This is a genomic window from Flavobacterium rhamnosi (assembly GCF_048286515.1).
Classification (GTDB): domain Bacteria; phylum Bacteroidota; class Bacteroidia; order Flavobacteriales; family Flavobacteriaceae; genus Flavobacterium.
This window is the reverse complement of the sequence record NZ_JBLVPS010000016.1, coordinates 1-23,805: the sequence shown is the minus strand read 5'-3', so window position 1 is coordinate 23,805 and position 23,805 is coordinate 1. Positions and strand designations below refer to the sequence as shown.

At 33.8% G+C, this 23,805-nt stretch carries 23 protein-coding genes; 11 read left to right on the top strand and 12 right to left on the bottom strand.

Annotation, left to right across the window (positions count from 1 at the left end):
• Positions 1 to 9: 9 nt before the first annotated feature.
• Positions 10 to 1,104, bottom strand: coding sequence for a glycosyltransferase (locus tag ACNQGN_RS13045; RefSeq protein WP_417988271.1), 1,095 nt, complete (start codon positions 1,102 to 1,104; stop codon positions 10 to 12).
• Between the two features lie 52 nt (positions 1,105 to 1,156).
• Here ACNQGN_RS13045 and ACNQGN_RS13040 point away from each other — a divergent pair, with 52 nt between their 5' ends.
• On the top strand, positions 1,157 to 2,056 hold the full coding sequence (locus tag ACNQGN_RS13040) for a glycosyltransferase family 2 protein (protein ID WP_417988270.1): 900 nt from the start codon (positions 1,157 to 1,159) through the stop codon (positions 2,054 to 2,056).
• A gap of 1 nt (position 2,057) precedes the next feature.
• On the opposite strand, the gene ACNQGN_RS13035 is transcribed toward ACNQGN_RS13040, so the two are convergent.
• From ACNQGN_RS13035 to ACNQGN_RS13015, 5 genes are all read right to left on the bottom strand, one after another.
• Positions 2,058 to 2,690, bottom strand: coding sequence for an LbetaH domain-containing protein (locus ACNQGN_RS13035; RefSeq protein ID WP_417988269.1), 633 nt, complete (start codon positions 2,688 to 2,690; stop codon positions 2,058 to 2,060).
• Positions 2,691 to 2,814: 124 nt separating this feature from the next.
• On the bottom strand, positions 2,815 to 4,293 hold the full coding sequence (locus ACNQGN_RS13030; RefSeq protein WP_417988268.1) for an oligosaccharide flippase family protein: 1,479 nt from the start codon (positions 4,291 to 4,293) through the stop codon (positions 2,815 to 2,817).
• Positions 4,294 to 4,296: 3 nt separating this feature from the next.
• Complete coding sequence (locus tag ACNQGN_RS13025; protein WP_417988267.1) at positions 4,297 to 5,397, bottom strand: DegT/DnrJ/EryC1/StrS family aminotransferase; 1,101 nt, start codon at positions 5,395 to 5,397, stop codon at positions 4,297 to 4,299.
• Positions 5,394 to 6,344 carry a FemAB family protein gene (locus tag ACNQGN_RS13020; protein ID WP_417988266.1) on the bottom strand — a complete coding sequence of 317 codons (951 nt, stop codon included), beginning with the start codon at positions 6,342 to 6,344 and terminating at the stop codon, positions 5,394 to 5,396. Before ACNQGN_RS13020 ends, ACNQGN_RS13025 begins: the two co-directional genes overlap by 4 nt.
• Positions 6,345 to 6,372: 28 nt before the next feature.
• Positions 6,373 to 6,978 carry a trimeric intracellular cation channel family protein gene (locus ACNQGN_RS13015; RefSeq protein WP_417988265.1) on the bottom strand — a complete coding sequence of 202 codons (606 nt, stop codon included), beginning with the start codon at positions 6,976 to 6,978 and terminating at the stop codon, positions 6,373 to 6,375.
• A gap of 175 nt (positions 6,979 to 7,153) precedes the next feature.
• Between ACNQGN_RS13015 and ACNQGN_RS13010 the strand changes: the two genes are divergently transcribed.
• From ACNQGN_RS13010 to ACNQGN_RS12985, 6 genes are all read left to right on the top strand, one after another.
• Entirely contained in the window at positions 7,154 to 7,939 is a 786-nt protein-coding gene (locus ACNQGN_RS13010; protein ID WP_417988264.1) for a TrmH family RNA methyltransferase, read from the top strand.
• Positions 7,940 to 8,216: 277 nt separating this feature from the next.
• Positions 8,217 to 10,439 (top strand): RelA/SpoT family protein, encoded by a 2,223-nt coding sequence (locus tag ACNQGN_RS13005; protein ID WP_417988263.1) that lies wholly within the window; start codon positions 8,217 to 8,219, stop codon positions 10,437 to 10,439.
• A gap of 119 nt (positions 10,440 to 10,558) precedes the next feature.
• Positions 10,559 to 11,014 carry a Fur family transcriptional regulator gene (locus ACNQGN_RS13000; protein WP_035670620.1) on the top strand — a complete coding sequence of 152 codons (456 nt, stop codon included), beginning with the start codon at positions 10,559 to 10,561 and terminating at the stop codon, positions 11,012 to 11,014.
• 59 nt (positions 11,015 to 11,073) lie between these two features.
• On the top strand, positions 11,074 to 12,345 hold the full coding sequence (locus ACNQGN_RS12995) for an adenylosuccinate synthase (RefSeq protein ID WP_417988262.1): 1,272 nt from the start codon (positions 11,074 to 11,076) through the stop codon (positions 12,343 to 12,345).
• 61 nt (positions 12,346 to 12,406) lie between these two features.
• Entirely contained in the window at positions 12,407 to 12,988 is a 582-nt protein-coding gene (gene nudK / locus ACNQGN_RS12990; RefSeq protein ID WP_417988261.1) for a GDP-mannose pyrophosphatase NudK, read from the top strand.
• Between the two features lie 5 nt (positions 12,989 to 12,993).
• Positions 12,994 to 13,875: a DMT family transporter gene (locus ACNQGN_RS12985; protein ID WP_417988260.1), complete on the top strand. Its 882-nt coding sequence runs from the start codon at positions 12,994 to 12,996 to the stop codon at positions 13,873 to 13,875.
• Between the two features lie 73 nt (positions 13,876 to 13,948).
• Here the strand turns inward: ACNQGN_RS12985 and ACNQGN_RS12980 are convergent, their stop codons facing one another.
• The 3 genes from ACNQGN_RS12980 to ACNQGN_RS12970 all read right to left on the bottom strand — a co-directional run bounded on the left by ACNQGN_RS12980 (position 13,949) and on the right by ACNQGN_RS12970 (position 16,831).
• Positions 13,949 to 14,587, bottom strand: a complete 639-nt coding sequence (locus ACNQGN_RS12980) for a peroxiredoxin (RefSeq protein ID WP_417988259.1) — start codon at positions 14,585 to 14,587, stop codon at positions 13,949 to 13,951.
• 83 nt (positions 14,588 to 14,670) lie between these two features.
• Complete coding sequence (locus ACNQGN_RS12975) at positions 14,671 to 15,894, bottom strand: MFS transporter (protein WP_417988258.1); 1,224 nt, start codon at positions 15,892 to 15,894, stop codon at positions 14,671 to 14,673.
• 25 nt (positions 15,895 to 15,919) lie between these two features.
• A complete protein-coding gene (locus ACNQGN_RS12970; RefSeq protein ID WP_417988257.1) occupies positions 15,920 to 16,831 on the bottom strand; it encodes an AEC family transporter in 912 nt (303 codons plus the stop codon).
• 144 nt (positions 16,832 to 16,975) lie between these two features.
• Between ACNQGN_RS12970 and ACNQGN_RS12965 the strand changes: the two genes are divergently transcribed.
• The 3 genes from ACNQGN_RS12965 to meaB all read left to right on the top strand — a co-directional run bounded on the left by ACNQGN_RS12965 (position 16,976) and on the right by meaB (position 19,271).
• Entirely contained in the window at positions 16,976 to 17,383 is a 408-nt protein-coding gene (locus tag ACNQGN_RS12965; protein WP_417988256.1) for an RrF2 family transcriptional regulator, read from the top strand.
• A gap of 56 nt (positions 17,384 to 17,439) precedes the next feature.
• On the top strand, positions 17,440 to 18,087 hold the full coding sequence (locus ACNQGN_RS12960; RefSeq protein ID WP_417988255.1) for an NAD(P)-dependent oxidoreductase: 648 nt from the start codon (positions 17,440 to 17,442) through the stop codon (positions 18,085 to 18,087).
• Between the two features lie 95 nt (positions 18,088 to 18,182).
• Positions 18,183 to 19,271: a methylmalonyl Co-A mutase-associated GTPase MeaB gene (meaB, locus tag ACNQGN_RS12955; protein ID WP_417988254.1), complete on the top strand. Its 1,089-nt coding sequence runs from the start codon at positions 18,183 to 18,185 to the stop codon at positions 19,269 to 19,271.
• 2 nt (positions 19,272 to 19,273) lie between these two features.
• Here the strand turns inward: meaB and ACNQGN_RS12950 are convergent, their stop codons facing one another.
• Positions 19,274 to 19,504, bottom strand: coding sequence for a hypothetical protein (locus tag ACNQGN_RS12950; protein ID WP_039110009.1), 231 nt, complete (start codon positions 19,502 to 19,504; stop codon positions 19,274 to 19,276).
• Between the two features lie 22 nt (positions 19,505 to 19,526).
• Positions 19,527 to 20,909, bottom strand: coding sequence for an MATE family efflux transporter (locus ACNQGN_RS12945; protein ID WP_417988253.1), 1,383 nt, complete (start codon positions 20,907 to 20,909; stop codon positions 19,527 to 19,529).
• A gap of 234 nt (positions 20,910 to 21,143) precedes the next feature.
• On the opposite strand from ACNQGN_RS12945, the gene ACNQGN_RS12940 reads away from it, so the two are divergent.
• Complete coding sequence (locus tag ACNQGN_RS12940) at positions 21,144 to 21,698, top strand: hypothetical protein (protein WP_417988252.1); 555 nt, start codon at positions 21,144 to 21,146, stop codon at positions 21,696 to 21,698.
• Positions 21,699 to 21,742: 44 nt separating this feature from the next.
• Here the strand turns inward: ACNQGN_RS12940 and ACNQGN_RS12935 are convergent, their stop codons facing one another.
• Positions 21,743 to 23,518, bottom strand: coding sequence for a cytochrome-c peroxidase (locus ACNQGN_RS12935; protein WP_417988251.1), 1,776 nt, complete (start codon positions 23,516 to 23,518; stop codon positions 21,743 to 21,745).
• Between the last annotated feature and the right edge of the window lie 287 nt (positions 23,519 to 23,805).

Here is a 23,805-nt window from a genome sequence, read left to right as displayed (position 1 = left end):
AATTCTAGTCTAACCTAATTGCATTACATCCAACCACTGTTTTCCAATAACTGAAATAGAAAAAGATTGCACACTTTGTAACGCATTTTGTTTGCAATATCGATATAAATTTTCGTCTTCCACGAATAAATTCATCGCTTCAGAAAGTTTTTCAACATTTTGATTAGCGACTAGCAATCCATTTTCTCTATGCTGAATCATTTCACTGGGTCCTGATAAGCAATTGAACGCAACAACAGGAGTTTGACAAGCCAAAGACTCCAAAATAACATTTGGCAAACCTTCATTCAAACTGCTTAAAACAAAAAATTGTGCCTTTTTTAAATACTTAAATGGATTATTCTGGTACCCCAAAAAATGTACTTTGTCTTCTATATTTCTCTGTTTGGCTAAATTTTGAAGAAAATCTTTTCTTTCACCTTCGCCTAACAAAACCAAATGAATAGTATTGCTGGGCAAAACCGATTCCGAATATGCCTCAATCAGTTTATCAAATTGTTTGATGTTAGTCTCCATTTGGCCTATGCCAATAATATATTTGAACTGAAGTTCATTCAACGCTGTACTTTCCAATACAATAGCATCAATATCAATTGGATTATAAATTCGAACAACATTTTTAAGATGGTGTTTGTTTTCTATTAGTGCTTTAGATTGATCAGTAATAGTAGCTATTTTGTAACAATATCCATACATTAAACGAGTAAGAAAAGACCAATTCGGCATGTAATGATCAATCAAAAAACTATGAACCGTGAAAATAGTTTTTGTTTTGTAAAGCCATTTTGCTATCAATACTTCCTGAATAGGTTTTATCCTGAATCGGAAATCTATAATGAAATCAAAATTATTCTTGTCAAGGTATTTTTTAAGAAAAACGAACCGATTCCATTTATCGAAAAGTCCATTAGAAGTATTTTTCATCTTGCCTAAATTGACCAGTTTCCCTGAATACAAATAGGAAACTTCATCGAGAACAATAATATTGTGAACCTCTATTCCCTGCTTTTCAAAAAATTGAGACAATATCGCCATAACCCTTTCGGCTCCACCATGACTTAATCGATAACCAATTAAAGCAATTTTAATTTTTTTGTTAGGCAATATCATTATCGATTTCTTATTTTCGTATCAAATATAAGTCTTTTAAAAAAATATGCAACACAATCCATTGGTTACCATTATTTGCTTGTGTTACAATCAGGGAGAATATGTCTTGCAGAGTTTATTTTCTGTCATCAATCAGGACTATCCTACTATAAAGCTTATTATTGTTGATGATTGCAGTACTGATAATTCAAAAGCACTAATAGAAAAATGGCTCCTTGATTTTCCAACAATTCAATTTATTGCAAATGAAACTAATTTAGGGAGTACAAAATCGTTTAATAAAGCCTTGAAAGAAGCAGAAGGAGAATTCATAATTGACTTGGCTGCCGATGATGTTTTATTACCCAACTGTGTTACTTCGCAAATAAACACTTTCAAAAACACAACCTATAAAAATCTTGGAATTGTTTATGGAAATGTTGAATTGATTACAGAAAGTGGTGCATTTGATTCTTATTATTTCCCTGTGGACAATTTTAAAAAAGTAATTACCAAGAGAATAACGGGTAACATTTACGAAGCAGTTCTTTCTGGCGGAGACAGTATTTGTTCCGTTTCATCGATGGTGAAAAAATCGGTATTTGATCATTTAAATGGTTATGACGAGCGGTTAGCTTACGAGGATTTAGATTTTTGGATTCGCTCTTCTCGAATTTACGACTTTGATTTTATTGATGAAATCTTACTGCAGAAAAGGATTGTCAAAAATTCTTTAGGAACAGATTTTTTTAAGAAAAATGATGCCAGAGCCAGAAAAATCAATTACTCCACTTATTTAATACTAAAAAAAGCAATTGAACTCAATAAAACAGAAAAAGAAAACAAATCAATTTTAAAACGCATTCATTTTGAGATGATTCTTGCCTATAAAACTTCGAATAACTCATTATTATTGAAATATATTATTCTGGAAATAAAGTTGAGATTCCAGCTGCTGATTTCATAATCTACACTATTAAATAATCATCTAATGCCGCCTTCTCTCCTTCCCAATCTCTGGAAATAGAATCTTTTATAAATTTTGCGGGAATACCTCCTATCAAAATATTCGAACCGAAACAAGTATAATCTGCATTGCACAGACTATTAGAAGCGATCGTACAAAAATCAGGCGTTTTAGTATTTTGCAATACTGTAACCCTGCTTCCTGCATAATTGTAATTTCCTATTATGATTGGAGCCGTCATTTTGAATTTTTCGCCACTTTTGGTATTGATCATTTGGTGGAAATTGGTGTCCATAATTTGAGATTCCGAACCGAAACGGGCATAATTCCCAAAAACAATTCGTTCGATACAAATCAATTTAGCATTGGAACCTAGAGCAGCCATGTGACCCAACTCACAGTATCCATTCTCACCAATGTAGATAAAATAATCTTTACCAAATTGAACGTGACCCTTAAAGACCAGAGTTCCTAAAATATTAATTTCGGCGATTCCTTTGTGAAGTGTGTTCATTTCATAAGGTTGTCCGAAACCAATCATTCCTTTTTTAATAGCTCCTATAATTTCGATTTTACCAGCTAGTGAAGCGAATTTTACGTTACCGTAAAAAAACACCGGAAGCTTTCTAGCCACACTGAAAGGAAATTTTTTAAAATTAAAGTAAAGCGTTTTTATCCAATTTATGGAATAATAAAATCTAAGTTTTTGACACCTTGACTTTGCCTTTCTATAATTATGCTTTAAAATTTCAATCATTTTATTTTCTAATTATAGTATTGAACAATCCTTTTAAATCCATCTTTTTATTCATTTGAAATAAAACAAAAACAGTAGAGAGCACAACCATTATTGACATCAAACCATACTTCAAAATTGGATTCGGAATATATCGAAGTAAAAAAGCTACCATACACATCACTATGCAAATTAGATATATCTGGTAAAAATCACTGTCAAAATAAAAACCATATCTTTTTTTTGTAATCATTTTTAAAACAATAAAATGAATCAAATAATAAACAAAAAAACTAAATCCAAGTCCTTCCAATCCATAAAAATTATAGGCCAAAACATTTAAAAATAAAGACAGACTATTGAAACCAACAGCAGTTTTCAGAAACATTTTTGAATCTCCTTTTGCAATCAAAATATAGCCCATCGACCAGGAAACCGCTCTGAATAACATCGCTAATATCCCGAAAGAAACCATTGGAATAATAGCACTAAATTCTGGTGTAAACACAATCGTAACGATAAGCGGAATCAACGTTAAAAACAGAATTATTATAGGCGTTATAATCAATATCGAAATGAAAGATTGTTGAATAACACTAGTTCGGACTTTTTCGTTTTCATCGCATATAGAAGCCAATCTTGGAAAATAATCAGTACTCATTGCGGTAAAAATTATTCCAACATAAGAATTCAACAACGTAAAACCTGCATTATAAAATCCAACTTGTTCTAAACCTCCATGTTTTCCAACATAAATTTGGATTAAATACGTAGTCAATAAAGTCAATAAACCACTTAATGTAAGCATAACTCCAAGCCTGACAATACGCTTACCATCGCTCATTAATTGATTACGAGTTATACACTTTTTTTCGATTCTTATTTTATTCGAATAATAAAAAGTAACTAATAATGCCGATAGGGATGCAACAATTATTGTTGGAACAATTGCGTCGATTCCATAATAGTAATACAACGGAATCGAAAATAGCAGGCCACATACATTTCCATATAAATTAGCTTTCGCCAAAAAACGCATTTTTCTTAATCCTTGTAAAACAACTAATTCACCAATTGTCAACTGTCTAAACAATAATGTAATGGATAGAAAGACAAACGAATACATCTGATTCGAATTTCCAAAAGTGATAAGGCTCAACCAATTTGAAAAAACCATTGTCAACAATGCTCCTACAATTCCGGTTAGTACCGCTAACTTTTTTACAATTAACACTGTAATTGAAACTGTATTTAAATTCTCATTTTTATAATCCGCTGAAATATGCTTAACTGCACTTGTTTCTATTCCTAATCCAGAAAAACCGCTAATCATAGCAATCGCAGAATTTAACAAAGCTGCAATCCCCATTCCTTCAGGACCCATAAAAACAGCAATCAATTTGGTTCGAACTACAGAAATTATTATAGTTAAAAATTGTACTCCTCCAAAAAGCGAAGTCGTTTTTACAATTTGATGATATGCCATTTTAGTATCAGTCACTATTTAATATTTATTTAAAACAGCAATAATAAAATGCACTTCATCCATTGTCAAAACAGGACTTATAGGCAAACTCAATACTTCATCATGAATTTTTTGCGTAATAGGAAAAGACAAATGGTTCCATAATGATAAAGCTTTTTGATTGTGTGGCGGAATGGGATAATGTATGACGGTCTGGACACCATTTTGGTATAAATATTCTTGTAAGTTGGTTCTGTTTTGTGTTCGAATCACAAATAAATGAAAAACATGATTGTTAGAAAAATCCCAATTAGGTAAAATTATTTTCTCGTTTTTTATTTCAGACAAATAGCGTTTGGCTATAACTCTTCTCTTTTCATTTTCAGCATCTAAATTTGGTAATTTTACATTCAGGAAAGCAGCCTGCAATTCGTCTAATCTTGAATTTACCCCAATGTAATCATTATAATATTTGGTTTCCGAACCATAATTCCGAAGTGACTGAAGGACTTTGGCTAATTCCGAATCATTTGTAATAACAGCACCACCATCTCCTAAAGCTCCCAAATTTTTTCCAGGATAAAAACTGTAGGCTACACTTGATTGTTGATTCTTCGTTTTTGATTCTTCATTTTTGACTGCACCATGAGACTGTGCTGCATCTTCAACTACCAACAGATTATTTTGATTAGCAATTGCATGTATAGCATCCATTTCTGCCAATTGTCCGTAGAGATGAACTGCTAAAATTGCTTTAGTTTTCGACGTAATTTTTTTTAAAATTAGATCCGGATTGATAGTGTAGGTTTCTAATTTTGGCTCCACCAAAACAGGAATTAAATCTGCCTGTAGAATAGCCAAAATGCTGGCGATGTAGGTATTGGCAGGAACAACAACTTCATCTCCTTTTTGTAATCTCCCTAACTGTATATAGGCTTTAAAAATCAAAACTAAAGCGTCGAAACCATTCCCTATCCCAATGCAATGCTTTGCACCGCAATAGCTGGCAAAGCTAGTCTCGAATTCCTGGACTTCACTCCCTAAAATATACCAGCCATTTTCTAAAACATTTTTCATTTTTTCCTGAAAGGCAGTTTCATATGGTTCGTTTATTTTTTTTAAATCAAGAAATGGTATCATATAAGATTCATTTTATAAAAGTCCTGACCATAAACAGAGCAACCTAATTCTTCCTTTTGTTTCAAAAGCCCTGCATGATACCCTTTTTCATTATCATCATTAACGATACCCATATCAAAAAAAAGCTTTCCTTCTCTCTTGTATTTTTCTATTAAAGTAATGTATAAAAAATCTAATGCACGCAGCTTCTCCCCTTTTTTAGTGGTAGCTCCATATTGCGATTTCACAACCTTCTCCGTTTCAAATAGTGTAATTCCAGCAATAATCACGTCCTCATAATACACTGAGAACTGTTTGATATTATTGGGGAAATTCTCCTTTAATTTTGTAATTTCTGCTAGTGAATGAACAGGTTTAGCATGATATTTTTCCAATAGTCGTGGCACTAAAACCAATCCCCAAAAAGATTCTAATTGATGTTCTTCCACTACTACTAAATCGAGTTCCTTAATTTTCCTGAAATGCTTTAATTTACTTTTAGAAATAGTTAAAGGCATCATTAAATTGATGGCCAAATTCATTTCTTTCTTGTCCAAAAAAGCTCCTTTTTTAAGTAAAAAAAAATCAGCTTCATGATTACCACCGGAAGTATAGAATAAGGGAATTGATTTAAAATAAAAAGATCGTATCTCATTTTTTTTAAAGAAAGATAAAATAGCACCTAAAATTTCTTCTACTTTTTCTCCATTTATTTTATTGGAATATACTAATCCTCCATACGTCAGACCCTGATGCGAATAAACTTGCGCTCCAACTCTATTTGCCGGCAAAAAAGCAACCAATTTATCATTCTCAAAAACCATCAACGAGAAATCCTCGAATCGATCTTTATGGTATTCCATAAAATCGCGATGAAATAGAAAGGTAGCGTTTTTGGCCTGAGCAATAAAGGCATTCCAATTTGTATAATCCCTTTTCTGATATTGCCTTACTAAGTACTTATTCACTATTCGATTTTAAACTTTGTGAAAGTAATCAATTTTTATGTTCTAAAGTGGGTAAATACCATTTGAATTTCACGGCCATTAAACGGACAGAAATGATAACAATTGAAGTGGTTAGGTACAAAATATCATTGTCCAAATTCAGCTTCCGAAGCAAAAAAAAGACAATCCCTCCAAAAATACAAATCGTCGCATAGATTTCCCTTCTGAAAATAACTGGAATTTCAGTGCACAAAATATCACGTATAACCCCTCCAAAACAAGCCGTCATAGTTCCCAATGCAATACATACAATAGGATGAAGACCAATATTTATTCCTTTTTCAAGACCAATTAGAGTAAAAACCCCCAGTCCAATCGTGTCGAATAAAAACAAAGACGTTCTTAACCTGTCGAATTTTTTTCTAAAAATAATGGCCAGAATAAAGCCAATAGTGATTACATAAACATATTTCAAATCCAGCATCCACCCCACGGGCGTACGCCCAATCATAATATCTCGCAATGTTCCACCACCAACAGCAGTTACAAAAGCAATGATAAATACACCAAAAGGATCGAGTTTTTTACTCATAGCCGTCAATGCGCCTGACATGGCAAAAGCCATTGTACCGATGATGTCTAATAAATGAAACATTGAATTGCCGTTTTGAATTTTCGATTGTGACAAAAATAAAGAAAATACTCGTGAAACCGACTTCAAACTCCCACAATTAATGAATCTAATCCTTCCGAATAAATATTCAAATCCTATTAGAAAACTGGATTTTCTCTGTGTATCTTTGTAGTTATTAATTAAATAGTTGAAAGTCTTGAAACAAATCACTTCGATTCAAAATCCACACATAAAATCTCTAGTGCAATTGCAGGAAAAAGCGAAAGCACGCAAACAATCGGGAACTTTTTTAATTGAGGGGAAACGTGAAATTTCAATTGCTATAAAAGGCGGCTATGAAATGGAAACGCTATTGTTTTTACCGGAAATTTGTTCGGAAACCGAAGCCAGACAATTAGCTACAAATGCTGAATTGATAGAAATCAACAAAGAAGTGTATCAAAAACTGGCATATCGCGATACTACAGAAGGTATTTTGGCTGTAGCCAAAACCAAATCGTTGCAATTATCCGATTTGGAATTATCTGAAAACCCATTAATTCTTGTTGCAGAAGCACCCGAAAAACCAGGGAACATTGGCGCTTTATTACGTACTGCCGATGCTGCCAATCTGGACGCAGTGATTATTGCCAATCCTAAAAGCGATTTATACAATCCAAACATTGTACGTTCCAGCGTGGGTTGTTTGTTTACCAACCAAATCGCAACAGGAACAACATCTGAAATTATTGCTTTTTTAAAAGAACGGAAAATTAATTTTTACTGTGCAACTTTACAAAACTCCACTTCCTATCATACGCAAGATTACACAACACCAACTGCTTTGGTTGTGGGTACTGAAGCAACCGGACTGACTGAAGAATGGAGAAAAGAAGCGACCCAAAATATTATTATCCCAATGGGGGGTGAAATCGATTCTATGAATGTTTCAGTTGCGGCTGCGATCTTGATTTTTGAAGCCAAAAGACAAAGAGGATTTTAGATTGTACTAATAAGATTTCACTTTTGCCGATATAGAAAAAAAAGGAAATATTAAAAACTTACGATCTAGATTTTGTTATTTTAAGAACGAAGAACTATATCAAGATTAAAAAAAAAAAAAAAAAATACGTATGAGAAATATGATTTTCAGGATTTAGATTTTAAAAGAATCCAATAGCGATCTTACTTATTCCATTTTGGGTTTTATACTCAGAAACCCTTTTTTACTTGCATATCTCCGAACTAATTTCTATTTTTAGGAATTGAACCATGCCGTTATGATTGAAATAGATACAGAAAAAGAAAATAAAGCAATTGCTCAAGAATACAAAGAGTTATTACGTATAAGTTATCAAACCCTAAGTGATGAAGATAAAAAACTCATCCGTAAAGCTTTTGATGTTGCCGTAGATGCTCATAAAGATCAAAGAAGAAAATCAGGAGAAGCCTATATCTTCCATCCCATTGCTGTGGCAAAAATTGTTGCTTCAGAAATAGGTTTGGGAGCGACATCTATTGCTGCTGCTTTATTGCACGACGTTGTTGAGGACACCCTCATGACAGTGCAGGATATTGAACGCCTGTTCAATCCTAAAGTAGCCCAACTTGTTGAAGGATTGACAAAGATTTCAATGGTACAAAAGGATTTAAACGTATCCATGCAAGCGGAAAACTTCCGTAAAATGATATTGACGCTCAATGATGATGTTCGTGTAATTCTTATAAAATTAGCCGATCGTTTGCACAATATGCAAACGATGGACTCCATGCAAGAAGACAAGCAAACCAAGATTGCATCTGAGACGTTGTATATCTATGCTCCCTTAGCACATCGATTGGGTTTATACAACATTAAAACAAAACTCGAAGATCTGGGATTAAAGTATACGGAACCTGCTATTTACAATGAAATTGTAAGTAAAATAAAAGAGACCAAAGAAGAGCAGGATGCCTATATAAAAGACATTTCTGATGTACTAAAAAAAGCATTGGATGTGGAAGGAATTGATTATGTCATAAAAGGCCGTCCAAAATCCATTTACTCTATTCGCAGAAAAATGAAAGCGCAAAACGTAGGCTTCGATGAAGTTTATGATAAGTTTGCACTTCGCATTGTATATAAATCAACCCCGCACGAAGAAAAATTCCTTGCCTGGAAAATCTATTCCATAGTAACTGATTATTACAGACCGAGTCCAAGTCGCTTACGAGATTGGATTTCTTCACCTAAATCTACTGGTTATGAAGCCTTGCACATCACTGTTATGGGACCAAAAGGACGCTGGGTAGAGGTTCAGGTTCGCAGTGAGCGTATGGATGAAATTGCTGAAAAAGGATACGCAGCACATTACAAATATAAAAATGGGGCTACTGAGGAAAGCGAATTGGACGTATGGCTGAATTTACTAAAAGAAGCATTAGAAAGTTCAGAAACCAATGCGGTTGATTTTGTCGAAGATTTCAAAATGAATTTATATTCTAAGGAAATCTTTGTGTTTACACCAAAAGGAGAAATAAAATCATTGCCTAAAGGGGCAACTTCACTTGATTTTGCTTTTAGTATACACTCCGAAATAGGAATTCGCACCCGAGGAACGCGTGTCAATGGCAAATTAGTTCCTTTGAATTTCGAATTAAAAAGTGGTGATCAAATTGAAGTGATCACCTCGCAACATCAAAAACCAACTTCTAACTGGCTCGATTATGTAACTACTTCGAGAGCAAAAACAAAAATAAAAAACGTTTTAAACGAAAATACCAAGAAAATTGGTGAAGAAGGAAAAGAGCTGCTTACTCGAAAGTTAAAGCATCTGAAAATAACCTTGAACGAATCTGTTGTTAATGAATTGGTCAACTTTTTCAAATTAAAAACAAGTTTAGACTTATTTTACAGAGTAGGAATCGGAGCGATTGAAAATCAACAACTAAAAGATTATGCTGCTCAAAAAAGCAACACTTTTATTAATTTTTTCAAAAATAAAATAAAACGTTCGGCAAGCAGTACAGCAGATGAAGACATCCACAAACCAATAATAAGCAGCAACTATGATTTACTTGTTTTTGGAAAGGAGCATGACAAACTGGATTATAAATTATCCCCTTGTTGCAATCCAATTCCGGGTGACGATGTTTTTGGATTTGTAACTATCAATGAAGGAATAAAAGTGCATAAAAAAGATTGTCCAAACGCTATTGGAATGCAATCCAACTATGCCTACCGGATAATGACCGCCAAATGGATTGACTCTTCGCAAGAAGAATTCAAGGCGATAATAAATATTACTGGAATGGATGTTTTAGGACTTACAAATCAGTTAACTAAAGTAATTTCAAACAACATGCATGTTAATATCCAGAGCATCTCGTTGAGTACTGATGCAGGAATATTTCATGGCCAGGTGACGGTCATTGTTCAAAACAATACGATTTTAAAAAAAATGATCAATAATATCAAAAAAATTGACGGAATAGATAAAGTCACAAGAGTTTATAAAACGTAGAAAAATTTCAAGTTTTTTTGTTTCAGGCTTCAGCTTACTTGCTTAAAACTAAAAAAACTTAAAACTAAACAAACCTGAAACTTTAAACTTTAAACTAAAAAAATTATCTTTGCCAGCATATGACACTCATTTCCACAGATAACACCAAAAACCAAGAAATTGTAAAAAATGTATTTACAATGTATCTTGAAAAAAAAGGACATCGAAAAACTCCTGAGCGTTATGCTATCCTTCAGGAAATTTACGATAGTGAAGAACATTTTGATGTAGAAAACCTTTATATCAAAATGAAAAACAAAAACTATCGCGTCAGCAGAGCAACGCTTTATAACACTATTGAATTACTATTGGACTGCGCTTTAGTTCGCAAGCACCAATTTGGACAAAATCAGGCACATTACGAAAAATCATACTTTGACAAACAGCACGATCATATTATCATGACTGATACAGGCGAGGTAATAGAGTTTTGTGATCCAAGAATTCAAAGTATCAAAAAAACAATCGAAGAAATATTTGACATAGAAATTACCAATCATTCCTTATATCTATATGGAATAAAAAAACAAAAATAATACGGACAACTTATTAGCTGTCCTCTGAATAATATAACTAACTACAAATAACAGATAGAATGACCGTAGATTTATTACTAGGATTACAATGGGGAGATGAAGGAAAAGGAAAAATTGTTGATGTTCTTACTTCAAATTATGATATTATTGCTCGCTTTCAAGGAGGCCCAAATGCAGGACATACTTTGGAATTTGACGGAATAAAACATGTACTTAGAACTATTCCTTCCGGTATTTTTCATAAAACTGCGGTAAATATCATTGGAAATGGAGTAGTTATTGATCCTGTTGTTTTTCAAAAAGAAATCGAAGGCCTTGAAAAATTTAATTTAGACATCAAAAGCAAATTAATTATTTCAAGAAAAGCACATTTAATTTTACCTACGCACCGTTTATTAGATGCAGCTTCAGAAGCTTCTAAAGGAAAAGCTAAGATAGGTTCAACATTAAAAGGCATTGGTCCAACTTATATGGACAAAACAGGAAGAAACGGTCTTCGAGTTGGAGATATCGAATTGGAAGATTTTGCGGATCGTTACAGAGCTTTGGCTGACAAGCATGAAGCTATGATTAAATTCTACGATGTTGCCATTCAATACAACTTAGAAGAACTAGAAAAAGAATTCTTTGAAGCTATCCAAGAACTAAAAAAATTAGATTTTATTGATAGTGAAGAATATTTACACCAAGCGCAAAAAGCAGGTAAATCAATATTATGCGAGGGTGCTCAAGGTTCATTATTGGATGTTGACTTTGGAACGTATCCATTTGTAACCTCCTCAAATACAACTGCTGCAGGTGCATGTACCGGTTTAGGAATTGCTCCTAATAAAATAAAAGAAGTGTACGGAATTTTTAAAGCTTACGTAACTCGCGTAGGAAGCGGTCCTTTCCCAACTGAACTTTTTGATGAAGATGGTGCAACTATGGCTCGTGTAGGAAATGAATTTGGATCTGTTACAGGAAGACAAAGACGTTGTGGATGGTTGGACTTAGTAGCACTTAAATATGCAGTACAAGTAAATGGTGTAACGCAATTGATGATGATGAAAGGTGATGTACTTTCCGGATTTGAAACTTTAAAAGTATGTACAGAATATAACTATAAAGGTAAAAATATCTCTCATTTCCCTTACAACATCGAACCAGAAAATGTAACTCCAGTTTATCAGGATTTCAAAGGGTGGCATCAAGATTTAACCGGTATGACTACATACGATGAATTACCAAGCGAATTGAAAGAATACATTGAATTTATAGAAAAAGAAGTGGAAGTTCCTATCAAAATAGTTTCTGTAGGACCAGACAGAAAGCAAACTATTCTAAAATAAGATTACGAAACGCTCTGAAAATTCAGAGCGTTTTTTTTAGTTTATAAACCAATCCCAACGAATGAAAAATCCAGCTATTAAAATCCAAAAAACCGAATTACTTTCTGATAATTGGTATATCTTAAACAAAGTAACTTTTGACTATCAAAAAAAAGACGACTCCTGGATTACCCAAAAAAGAGAGGTCTATGATCGCGGAAACGGTGCAGCAATTTTACTTTATAACTCCCAGCAGAAAACAGTTATTCTTACGCGTCAATTTCGTTTACCAACTTATCTTAACGGAAACAAATCAGGAATGATGATTGAAGTTTGCGCAGGACTTTTAGACCAAGACCATCCCGAGCAATGCATCATTCGCGAAACTGAGGAAGAAACGGGTTACCGCATTACTAAAGTTGATAAAGTAATGGAAACGTACATGTCACCCGGAGCGGTAACTGAAATTTTATATCTTTTTGTGGGCGAATATAACGAATCTATGAAAGTAAGCGATGGTGGCGGAGTCGAACATGAGGAGGAAAATATCGATGTACTGGAAATGTCTTACGACGAAGCCTATGCCATGATTGAATCTGGAGAAATAAAAGATGCTAAAACCATTATGCTATTACAATATGCCAAAATAAAAAATTTCGTTTAACAAAAATGAGTAATCAGACTAAGGGAGTGTTTTTTGCCTTACTAGCTACTTTACTTTGGTCAGTAAACATGGTTATAGCCAGCGGTATTAAGGGGCATATCCCTCCTATTGGCTTAGCTTTTTGGCGATGGACCATTGCCTGTATCGCCCTTGCTCCATTCGCTATCAAAAGCACCGTTGAAAGTTTTAATATAATAAAGAAACACATTTCGTATCTTACACTTACGGCAGTATTAGGCATAACTATTTTTAACACACTCATTTATTTTGCAGGCAAAACAACAAGTGCAGTGAATTTGTCTTTATTAGCAATTTCGATTCCGCTATTCATTGTTATCCTCTCCAGAATTATTTTTAAAGAAAGTGTTTCCAGCAAAAAAATAGCAGGAATAGTTATAATAATTACAGGTGTTTTGGTACTTATCCTCAAAGGCTCGATGCAAGCATTACTAAATATCAACTTTACAAATGGAGATTTATTAATGCTAGTGGCTTGTTTCTTTTTTGCTTGTTATACCATTTTAGTACAAAAAAAACCAGAGGAATTACTCCCAAAGGTATTCTTATTTAGTGTCTTTGTAATTGGTACTATTATGCTATTTCCTTTTTACATCTGGGAACATATTTTCTGCAAAAAGATAGTTTTTGATTCTAAAACAGTATTGGCTACTACCTATGTCGGTATCTTTGCTTCTCTTGTTTCTTATTATTTATGGAACGAAGCAATTCGCCTGATAGGCACCTCAAAAACTGCAGTAATCTATTATTTGATCCCCGTTTTTAGTGGGATCCTGGCTTATTTTTTCCTGGACCAACCCATTATAATCACTCAAATTGCGAGCATGTTAATCATTATTACCGGTTTATTAATCACCAATAAAAAGTAACTTGAATAGAAACAAAAAAAGTACAATGAAACATTTCCATCGTACTTTTTTATGCCGAATTTCGAAAAATCAACTATTTATTTGGCTGCGGTGTCATTCTTAAATACGGTTTCACCCTTTCATATCCTTTTGGAAATTTCGCGGCAATATCTTCATCCTTAACTGCTGTTGAAATAACCACTTTTTCACCGTCCTTCCAGTTTGCCGGCGTTGCTACGCTATAATTTGCAGTCAATTGCAAACTATCAATTACACGCAATAACTCATCAAAATTTCTACCGGTTGAGGCAGGATAAGTCAGTGTTAATTTTATTTTTTTGTCAGGTCCAATTATAAAAACCGAACGAACCGTAAAATTCTCATTCGCATTTGGATGAATCATATCATACAATTTTGCGACATGCTTATCTTCATCAGCAATAATTGGGAAGTTAACTGTTGTATTTTGAGTTTCATTAATATCTTTAATCCACTCCATATGAGAATCTAATCCGTCAACGCTCAGTGCGATTACTTTTACATTTCTCTTTACAAATTCAGGATAATAATTCGCCACTGTACCTAATTCAGTGGTACAAACTGGTGTAAAATCTGCGGGATGCGAAAACAAAACACCCCAAGAATTCCCTAGCCATTCATGAAATTTTATCTTTCCTTGCGTAGTTTCTGCTTCAAAATCTGGAGCAATATCGCCTAATCGTAGTGTTGCCATGAGTTTTTTATTTTTATCTTTTAAAATTAAATAAAAAAACAATAGAACTTACAACGAAAATTATAAAAAAAGTACAAATTAACTTAAGCTACTTTCTTTTTCATGTTAGGCAAGAAATACGTAAGAACACCAATCAGCGGTAGAAAAGAACTTAATTTATAAACGTATTCAATACTAGTCTGATCTGCAACGTAACCCAGAATCGCTGAACCTAAACCTCCCATCCCAAAGGCAAAACCAAAAAATAGTCCAGAAATCATTCCTACTTTTCCCGGCATTAATTCTTGCGCAAAAACTAAAATTGCTGAAAATGCCGAAGCGATAACAATTCCAATAATAACAGCCAATACCCCTGTCCAAAATAAATCGGCGTAAGGCAATAATAGTGTGAATGGCGCTGCTCCGAGTATTGAAATCCAGATAATATATTTTCTTCCAAAATGATCTCCTAAAGGCCCACCGATCAATGTTCCTGCAGCTACTGAAGCTAAAAAAACAAACAAATGAAACTGCGATTCTTGTATCGTCAATCCAAATTTATCCATCAGATAAAAAGTATAATAACTTGACATACTTGCCATGTAAAAAAACTTGGAAAATATCAACAATAATAAAACCGCTATTGCTATCTTAATTTTTCTTTTGGACAATGTCACAAGATTATCATCCGCAGCTATTTTTTTTGCAGCTCGTAGATTCAAATGATTTTGGTACCAGAGCGCAATTCGCGACAAAATAATAATCCCTAAAATTCCCACTATCACAAACCATACTATATTTGATTGACCAAAAGGAGCCACAACCAATGCTACCAACAAAGGACCAATTGCACTTCCTGTATTTCCTCCTAATTGAAAAATTGATTGTGCTAAACCTCGCTTTCCACCCGAACCTAAATAAGCAACACGTGAAGCTTCCGGATGAAATATAGAAGAACCAATTCCAACAAATGCAACGGACACCAGTAACATCCAAAAAGAAGTTGAAATCGATAAAAATCCCAATCCCGTTATCGTAAATAACATCGCAATTACTAAAGAATACGGTTTTGGGTATTTATCCGTATAAAAACCGACAAAAGGTTGCAAAATAGAGGCTGTGAGCTGAAAAACGAATGTTATCAATCCGATTTGAGTGAAACTAAGATTAAAATTTTCTTTTAATATTGGATAAGTTGAAGGGATAACTGATTGCATTAAATCATTTAACAAATGCGCAAAAGCTATTGAAAACAACACAGAATAAACTGTTTTTTGAACGATTGGGACATTGATGCTTTGTGTTGCTGCCGCTGAGGAAATATTCATATTCTAATAATAAAAAGTTCAAAAATTAAATTAACTGTGTCACGAAGTACCAAAACACCAACGTTATGAAAGACAATGGTATTCCAAAACCAATCATCATACTACTCAATCTGGGTTTTAAACCATGGGAAGTAGCCAAAATACTAGCGGTTATCATTGGAGCCATCGCTGCCTCCATTATCGATACTTGAATCGATTTTGAATTTTGATTTAAAATTACAACATACAATAAATAAATTAAAGCCGGAGTCAAAATTAATTTATACAAAAGTCCCAATCCTAAAAATTTCCAATGTTGGCTTTTCTTATCAAACCGTAGTTGCAGACCAACGGAAAGCATGGCCAAAGGAGTCATCAAACTTCCTGTTTTTTGTAAAGCAAACTGAATATATTGATGGAAATCAAAATTGAATACATTCATTAAACACGCCAACAAAAAAGTAATAAATGGCGGAAATAACATTATTTTTTTTGCAATATAAAAACCACTTGGACTTCCGGCAGAATATAAAGTTGCCACAAGAATCCCTAAGGTTGAAAGCACAACAAAAGTACCTGGCTGATCTACAAGAATTGCGGTCTTTAAACCTTCTTCACCATATAAAGCCTGAATAATTGGAAAACCCAAAAATGAAGTATTTCCCAATCCGGCTGTTATAATCAAACAGCCCTTAAGCTTTTTTGACCATCCAAATCTATTTCCTAAAAAGCTAAAAAACAAATACGAAACTATAAAGCCAATCCATGTTACACCAATTGGATATAATAACTTATTATCCCATTCAATTTTAGGAATATAATATAATGCTAAAGCGGGAAGACAAAAATAAATAACCACATTGTTTAATCCTTTGTACGCATTGGATGGAAACTGCTTTACCTTTTGCAATACGATTCCAAGAAATAAACAAACGAAGATTAAAATAATGTTATTCATAGTGTAGAATTAAATGCAAAAATACCACTAAAATTTATTTTGAAAATAGCGAAATCATCATTTTGATTTTCTATTGTGTTAAAAAAATAAAAAACTTGGTAATTCAATTTTTAATCATACATTTGTAATATATATTATTACAGTATGATTTCAGGCAAATTTGCAATAACTATACATATCCTAACACTACTTTCTAAATTTCCAGATGAATATTTATCTTCTGAATTTATAGCGGGAAGTATGAATTTGCATCCCGTTTTGGTAAGAAAGGAAATAGCAAACCTAAAGAAAAACAATATTGTAGAGAGTAAAGAAGGTAAAAATGGCGGTACGAGGTTGCTGAAATCAGCCTCAAATATCTCATTGGATGCCATTTTTAAAATGACTTTTGACACGGTAACTCTAGGCTTTTCAAAAAATGAACCAAATCCAAATTGCCTCGTTGGAAAGAAAATAAATAAAAATTTAGAAAATTTATATGAAAACATTAATCAGGAAATCAGTATGCAGTTAAGCGGAATTTCATTGGAAGATTTTTCCAATAAATTCTAAAACTTTTTTTTAAATAAAACTGTAACATTTTTTATTACTTTTAAATATACACAATTATGAAAATCGCAATTATTGGAGCCACAGGATTTGTAGGTTCAACCATTTTAAATGAATTAGGAAGTCGTAATCATGAGATTACTGCTATAGCAAGAAATCCTAAAAATGATGCAAAAGCAAACATCAAATGGGAAAAAGCAGATATAAATAATACAGAAAAACTGTCTACCATCATTGCAGGTAATGATGTTGTAATAAGTGCTTTCAACGCTGGATGGACTAATCCAAATTTATACACCGATTTCATTAAAGGTTCAAAAGCTATTCAGGAAGCCGTGAAAAAATCAGGTGTGAAACGCTTTATTACCATTGGCGGCGCAGGAAGTTTGTTTGTTGCTCCAAATTTACAAGCTGTGGACACCCCTGATTTTCCAAAAGAATATTATGCAGGAGCGACAGCAGCAAGAGATTATTTGAATATTATCAAAGAAGAAAAAGATTTAGACTGGGCCTTTTTTAGTCCGGCCTTCGAAATGCACCAAGGGATAACAACCGGAAGAACTGGGAAATACCGTCTCGGATTAGAAAGTCCCGTTCTTGATGAAAATCAAAGAAGCATTTTGTCAGTTGAAGATTTAGCAGTTGTTATTGCTGATGAAGCTGAAAATCCAAACCACCATCAAGTTCGTTTTACAGCAGCATATTAATTATAATCCGTAATTTTCAAAAAACAGTTTCATAAGGCAATCGCTTTTTGAAACTGTTTTTGTTTTCACTACTTTTACTATTCAAAAAACTAGCTTTGCCGAACAAAAAAAACCAACCTAGCACCTTACACGAAAAACCTGGAATTTCACCCCCTGAAATTATCAGTCCAATTGCTGTTGAGAACATCAAAAAATTCAGAAAAATTCAATATTCATCCCAAGAATTGGTCAGTGGGATTCTTGCGAGAAACATAACGGCGTTGAGTCGAGCGATTACACTGGTTGAAAGTACAAATAAAGATCATTTGGCAAAAGCCAATGAAGTAATAAATGCATGTTTACCCCACGCCAACAAATCAGTAAGAATAGGAATAACAGGAGTTCCTGGTGTTGGAAAAAGTACTTTTATTGAAGCTTTTGGAAAATATTTGACCGGTTTAGGAAAGAAAGTAGCTGTTCTGGCAGTTGATCCAAGCAGCACGATTTCGCATGGAAGTATTTTGGGTGACAAAACCCGAATGGAAGAACTAGTTAAAGATGAAAATGCCTTTATACGGCCTTCAGCATCGGGAGAAACATTGGGTGGTGTGGCTCGAAAAACCCGCGAAACCATTACACTTTGTGAGGCAGCAGGTTTTGATACTATTATTATAGAAACCGTCGGCGTTGGACAAAGCGAAACAGTAGTTCATAGCATGGTTGATTTTTTTCTTTTATTAAAAATTTCCGGTGCCGGTGATGAATTACAGGGAATTAAACGTGGAATTATGGAAATGGCGGACGCTATTGTCATCAACAAAGCGGATGGGGACAACATTAGAAAAGCCAACTTAGCAAAAGTCGAGTTTGGCAGGGCTTTGCATCTTTTTCCGGCTAAAAAATCAGGTTGGATTCCTACAGCTTCAACTTGCAGCGCAATTACACATGAAGGAATAAGTGCTATTTGGAAAACAATTGAGGAGTTTCTGGAACTGACAAAACACAATAATTATTTTTATGAAAAGAGAAGCGAGCAAAATCAATATTGGATGCTGGAAACTATCAATGAGCAGTTGAAATTAAATTTTTACAATCATCCTGAAATTCAGCAATTATTGGATTCAATTAAAAAAGCGGTGCAAAATGATGAAATTTCACCTTTTGCAGCCGCTCAGTTATTATTGGAAAAATATTTTAAAAAATAAACTTACTCTTTTTCGTAACGTTCCATTTCTCGATCATAAAACTCATTAGCAAGAACAATTAACCCTTCCATTTCGGCATTCAGTTCCCCTTCGTCAAGATCCTCTGCTTCTTCCATAAATTCTACCTCATCATCTTTAAGATTGATTATGAATCTCGGATAGTCAAGGTGTATGATGAAAATATCTTCGGGAAAGTCAGTATTATCGCCTAGTAAAAATTTTGGTAATTCCATATTAATTATTTATTTTTTGCTATTATTTATTTTTGTTTTGCAACACTAAATTTTTGGTCAATCTCGAAAAGCGAATATACAAAAATAAAGCCGCCGCCGTTAATCCTGCCAAAAGTCCTATCCAGATACCCACCGCTTTCAATTCAGTATATTTTCCTAAATAGTACGAAATTGGGAAACCGATAATCCAGTACGCGACAAAAGTTATATACATTGGTATTTTCACATCTTGCAAACCACGTAGCGCACCCAAAACAACTACTTGAATTCCATCTGAAATTTGAAAAATAGCTGCTATCAAAAGTAACTTTGAAGTTATAATTATTATTTCATTGTTATCTATAACTTGAGCCGAATCGGACATATTCAAAAACAAATGGGGCAAAAAATTATGGAATATCACAAAAATTATCGCAAAAAACGTTTCCAGAACAATGGCTAGCAAAAAAATAGATCTCGCCACGGTAATCAAATATTTATAATCGTTCATTCCTTTAGTATGGCTCACTCGTATCATTGCTGTAACGCTTAAACCCATGGCTACCATAAATGTTGAAGATGCCAGGATAAGCGCAATTTGATTGGCTGCCTGGCTGTTTTTTCCCAAAGAACCGGAAAGCCAAATCGCAGCGGTAAACAAAGTTACTTCAAACAACATCTGCATCGCTGAGGGCAACCCAAGATTGATGATTTTTTTTAAAACTGATTTTCGTATTTCTTTAAAACTAAAATTCCTAAAATATTTTTTCAATGCTGAATTTCTTTTCATAAGGTAATGCATAAAAACTACCATCATTATTCTTGACAGCACTGTTCCCAATGCTGCACCCAAAATTCCCAATTTTGGAAAAATCCAAATTCCGTAAATCAGTACATAATTAAAAAACACATGCACTACATTGGCCATAAATATAGCATACATCGAATATTTTGTTTTGGCTAAACCATCTGCAAATTGCTTGTATCCCTGATATATAATAACTGGTATTAAAGAAAAAGCAACCCAATCAATATAAGGGGCAGCCATGTCAGCCACTTCCTTGGGTTGGTGCATCAAGTACATTATTTGTTTAGACAATACGGTCAAAATAAATAATGCAACTCCAAGAACCGTGCATAAAAGCAATCCATGATGAAAAGTAGAACGGATTTTTTTATCATCTTTTTCAGCATCAGCCTCAGCAGTCAATGGCGTAATTGCTGTCGAAAAACCGATTCCTAAAGATAAAGCTATGAATATAAAACTGTTACCTAGGGAAACCGCCGCCAACTCTGTAGAGCCCAATTTTCCAACCATAAAGTTATCCACGATACCAATCAAAGTATGACCGAGCATTCCTAAAATTACTGGATACGCTAATTTAATATTATAAGAAAACTCTTTGGTATATTGGGATAAATTCACTTTGATATTTTTTTTGGGCAAAGATAATTAGAAGCTTTCAATTGCATCGATACTATTGTAAATATAACGGCATTTTCTTATTCGTTTTTTAAATAAAACAAGGAATTCTATAACAAAACCAATTAATTCTATAACATTTCGAGTAATTGCGGGCTATACATTTGTAACGTTGTTTTGAATCAAATAAAAAACAAGACAACACCAAAAAAAATTATTAATAAAAATATTACAATTATGAAAATGACAGGAAAAATCAAAATGTTATTTGTGTTCGCAATAGCAATGATGTTTGCTAGCAATGTACAAGCACAAGAAACAACAAAAGAAGCAACAAATTATGATCAAGGATTCCGTTTGGGATTTGGTGCAAATGCAGGATACTCAGTTAATGACCCATACAAATTGGCACTGGGAGGTGATGTAAGAGTTCAATATGATTTATCAAAAAGATACTCTTTAACTTTAACAACTGGTTTCAGTAATTTATTTGTAAGTAAAGCAGACGGTCCTGATTTAGGTTTTATTCCAGCTAAAGCAGGTTTTAAAGCTTTCGTATGGAACGATCAATTTTATGTAATGGGAGAAGCTGGTGCTGCTTTTGCAGTAACTAATGGCTACAACAAAACATCTTTATTATTATCTCCAAGTATTGGTTATGCTTCAAAATATGTTGATGTATCAGTACATTACGAACACTATTCTGACTTTGCAAAAGTGAACAATAATGGTTCTATAGGAAAAGGTGTTGGACAAGTAGGAGTTCGTTTAGCTTATGGTTTTGAACTATAAAATATATAGTCTTAGTAAAAATGCCCTGAATTTCAGGGCATTTTTTATTTATAAAACTTTTTATCAGTTAAAGTCTTCATAAAAACAACCAATTGTTTCTTCTCCAACTTTGTCAGATTTAGTTTATCCTCGGGCAAAGTTTGATTTGGCAACTTAAATCCCAATCCGTTCCCCCCTCCCTCATTATAAAAATCAATAACCTCTTCCAGCGTTTTAAAAACACCATTATGCATATAAGGTGCCGTTATCGCTGCATTCCTTATTGTCGGAGTTTTAAAAGAATTTCGATGAATTCCAGCTTCCGTCAATTCAAATTTACCTAAATCAGCATCAAGTTTATTATTTTTATCAGGAACCCCAAGCACCTCACTTTCCGACTTCATAAAACTCGGAGGAACCGTTCCGTTTGTTAATGGAATAAAATGGCAAGTTGCGCATTTCGCTTTTCCGGCAAATAAATTAAATCCGGCGACTTCGTCCAAATTAAACTTTTCTTTACCACGCATAAATTCATCAAATTTTGAATCGTAATTACTTAATGATCTGATGTAAGACGCTAATGCATTTTTTATTGCAAATTCATCAATCTCTCTTCTAGGAAACGCCTTTTGGAATTTGATAACATAATAGGCCTCTTTTTTTAAAGATGAAATTGATTTAGACAAAGAACCATGCATTTCATTTTTATTGGTAATCACCGCTACAGCCTGATCCTCTATGTAACTGACTCTGGAATCTGAAAAGTAAGCACGCTGAAAAGCAATATTCGCAAGTGTAGGAGTATTTCTTTTAACCAACGACTTACCATCTAATGCAACAGATTTATCCAATCCATCTGTAAATGCCTTTTCTGAATGATGACAAGAAGCGCACGAACGTGAATTATCCCCTGACAAAACAGGATCATTAAATAACAATTTACCCAATTCTATTTTTTCCGGCGTCGTTGTATAATCTGGGAATGCCGAAAATGCCTCAACGTCAAAAGCAGCTTTATCAAAAAGTGTCTGTGCAGTAGTTTTTAGACCTCGTGTTTCTTTTATAAAAGGAATTTTTAAGCTGACCTGTGTTTCAAACAAACCTTTACTCAACGGATTGGCAACTTCCCGAATAAAAACAGCTCGGTCAAATTCATTAAACCTTGTATTCCTTTTTAAATACTCTTTTCCTTTTTTAATAGTTTTTAAAACCATTTGAAAAGATTCACTCTCCGAATTATCAACATAAATTTTATAGTATTTCTCAACACTTCCTAATGCTGATAATACTTCGGGAATGGAATTTTGTGCAATTGGTGAGTCAAATCCGGTAATTCCCAACGTTATGATTCTAAAAACTTCCAAACGCATGGCGTCAAAAACATGGGAATCTGTCAATTCATTCGTCTGTGACACTTTGTCCAGGCGCTTCAAATTAGCGGAAAGAATACCAATTTCTTTTACCAACTCCACTTTGGTCTGTGGATTGTATACCGGAAAAATAAATTCTTCAATCACTTGAAACCCTTCTGGAGACAAAGTCTTCCCATCATTTTCTTCAAATTCTGCCAATGCCGGACCATTTATAGCCTTAGAAACAACAGGAAAATAATATTCACTAATCATTTCCACTTGTTTGAAACTGGTATGGGCTTCCAAAAATTGTTGTTGAAGTTGCGATGCTGAGGCGTCTGATTCAACTAAATGTTCCAACTGAGAAACTTCATTTATAACTTTTAGAATATCTGATTTGTATAATTTATTTACCGCTTCATACTTAGGACTAGTATTCTGACAGGAAACCAATAAAATTAAGACCAATAAAATGCAACTATTTTTCATGATAAATTCGAATAACTTTAAAAAATTGAGTAGGTAATCGGACACCACCACTCTTTCACACCGCACCTTCCATGCTTCGCACATACCAGTCCTTTATACTTTTGAATCTCTGGTAATCCCTTTCAAAACGATGTAGTAGCGGATCTGACTTCATCCGCACCCATTGAAACTTGACAACTCCTCCAGCTTAAGCGTTGAGGATTCTTGGAAAAAGCTTGCCTCAACAGGCTACTTTAGCTTCCATGAGAAATTGCCCTTTCTCCAAAATATTATTTGCGGCGTTTAGA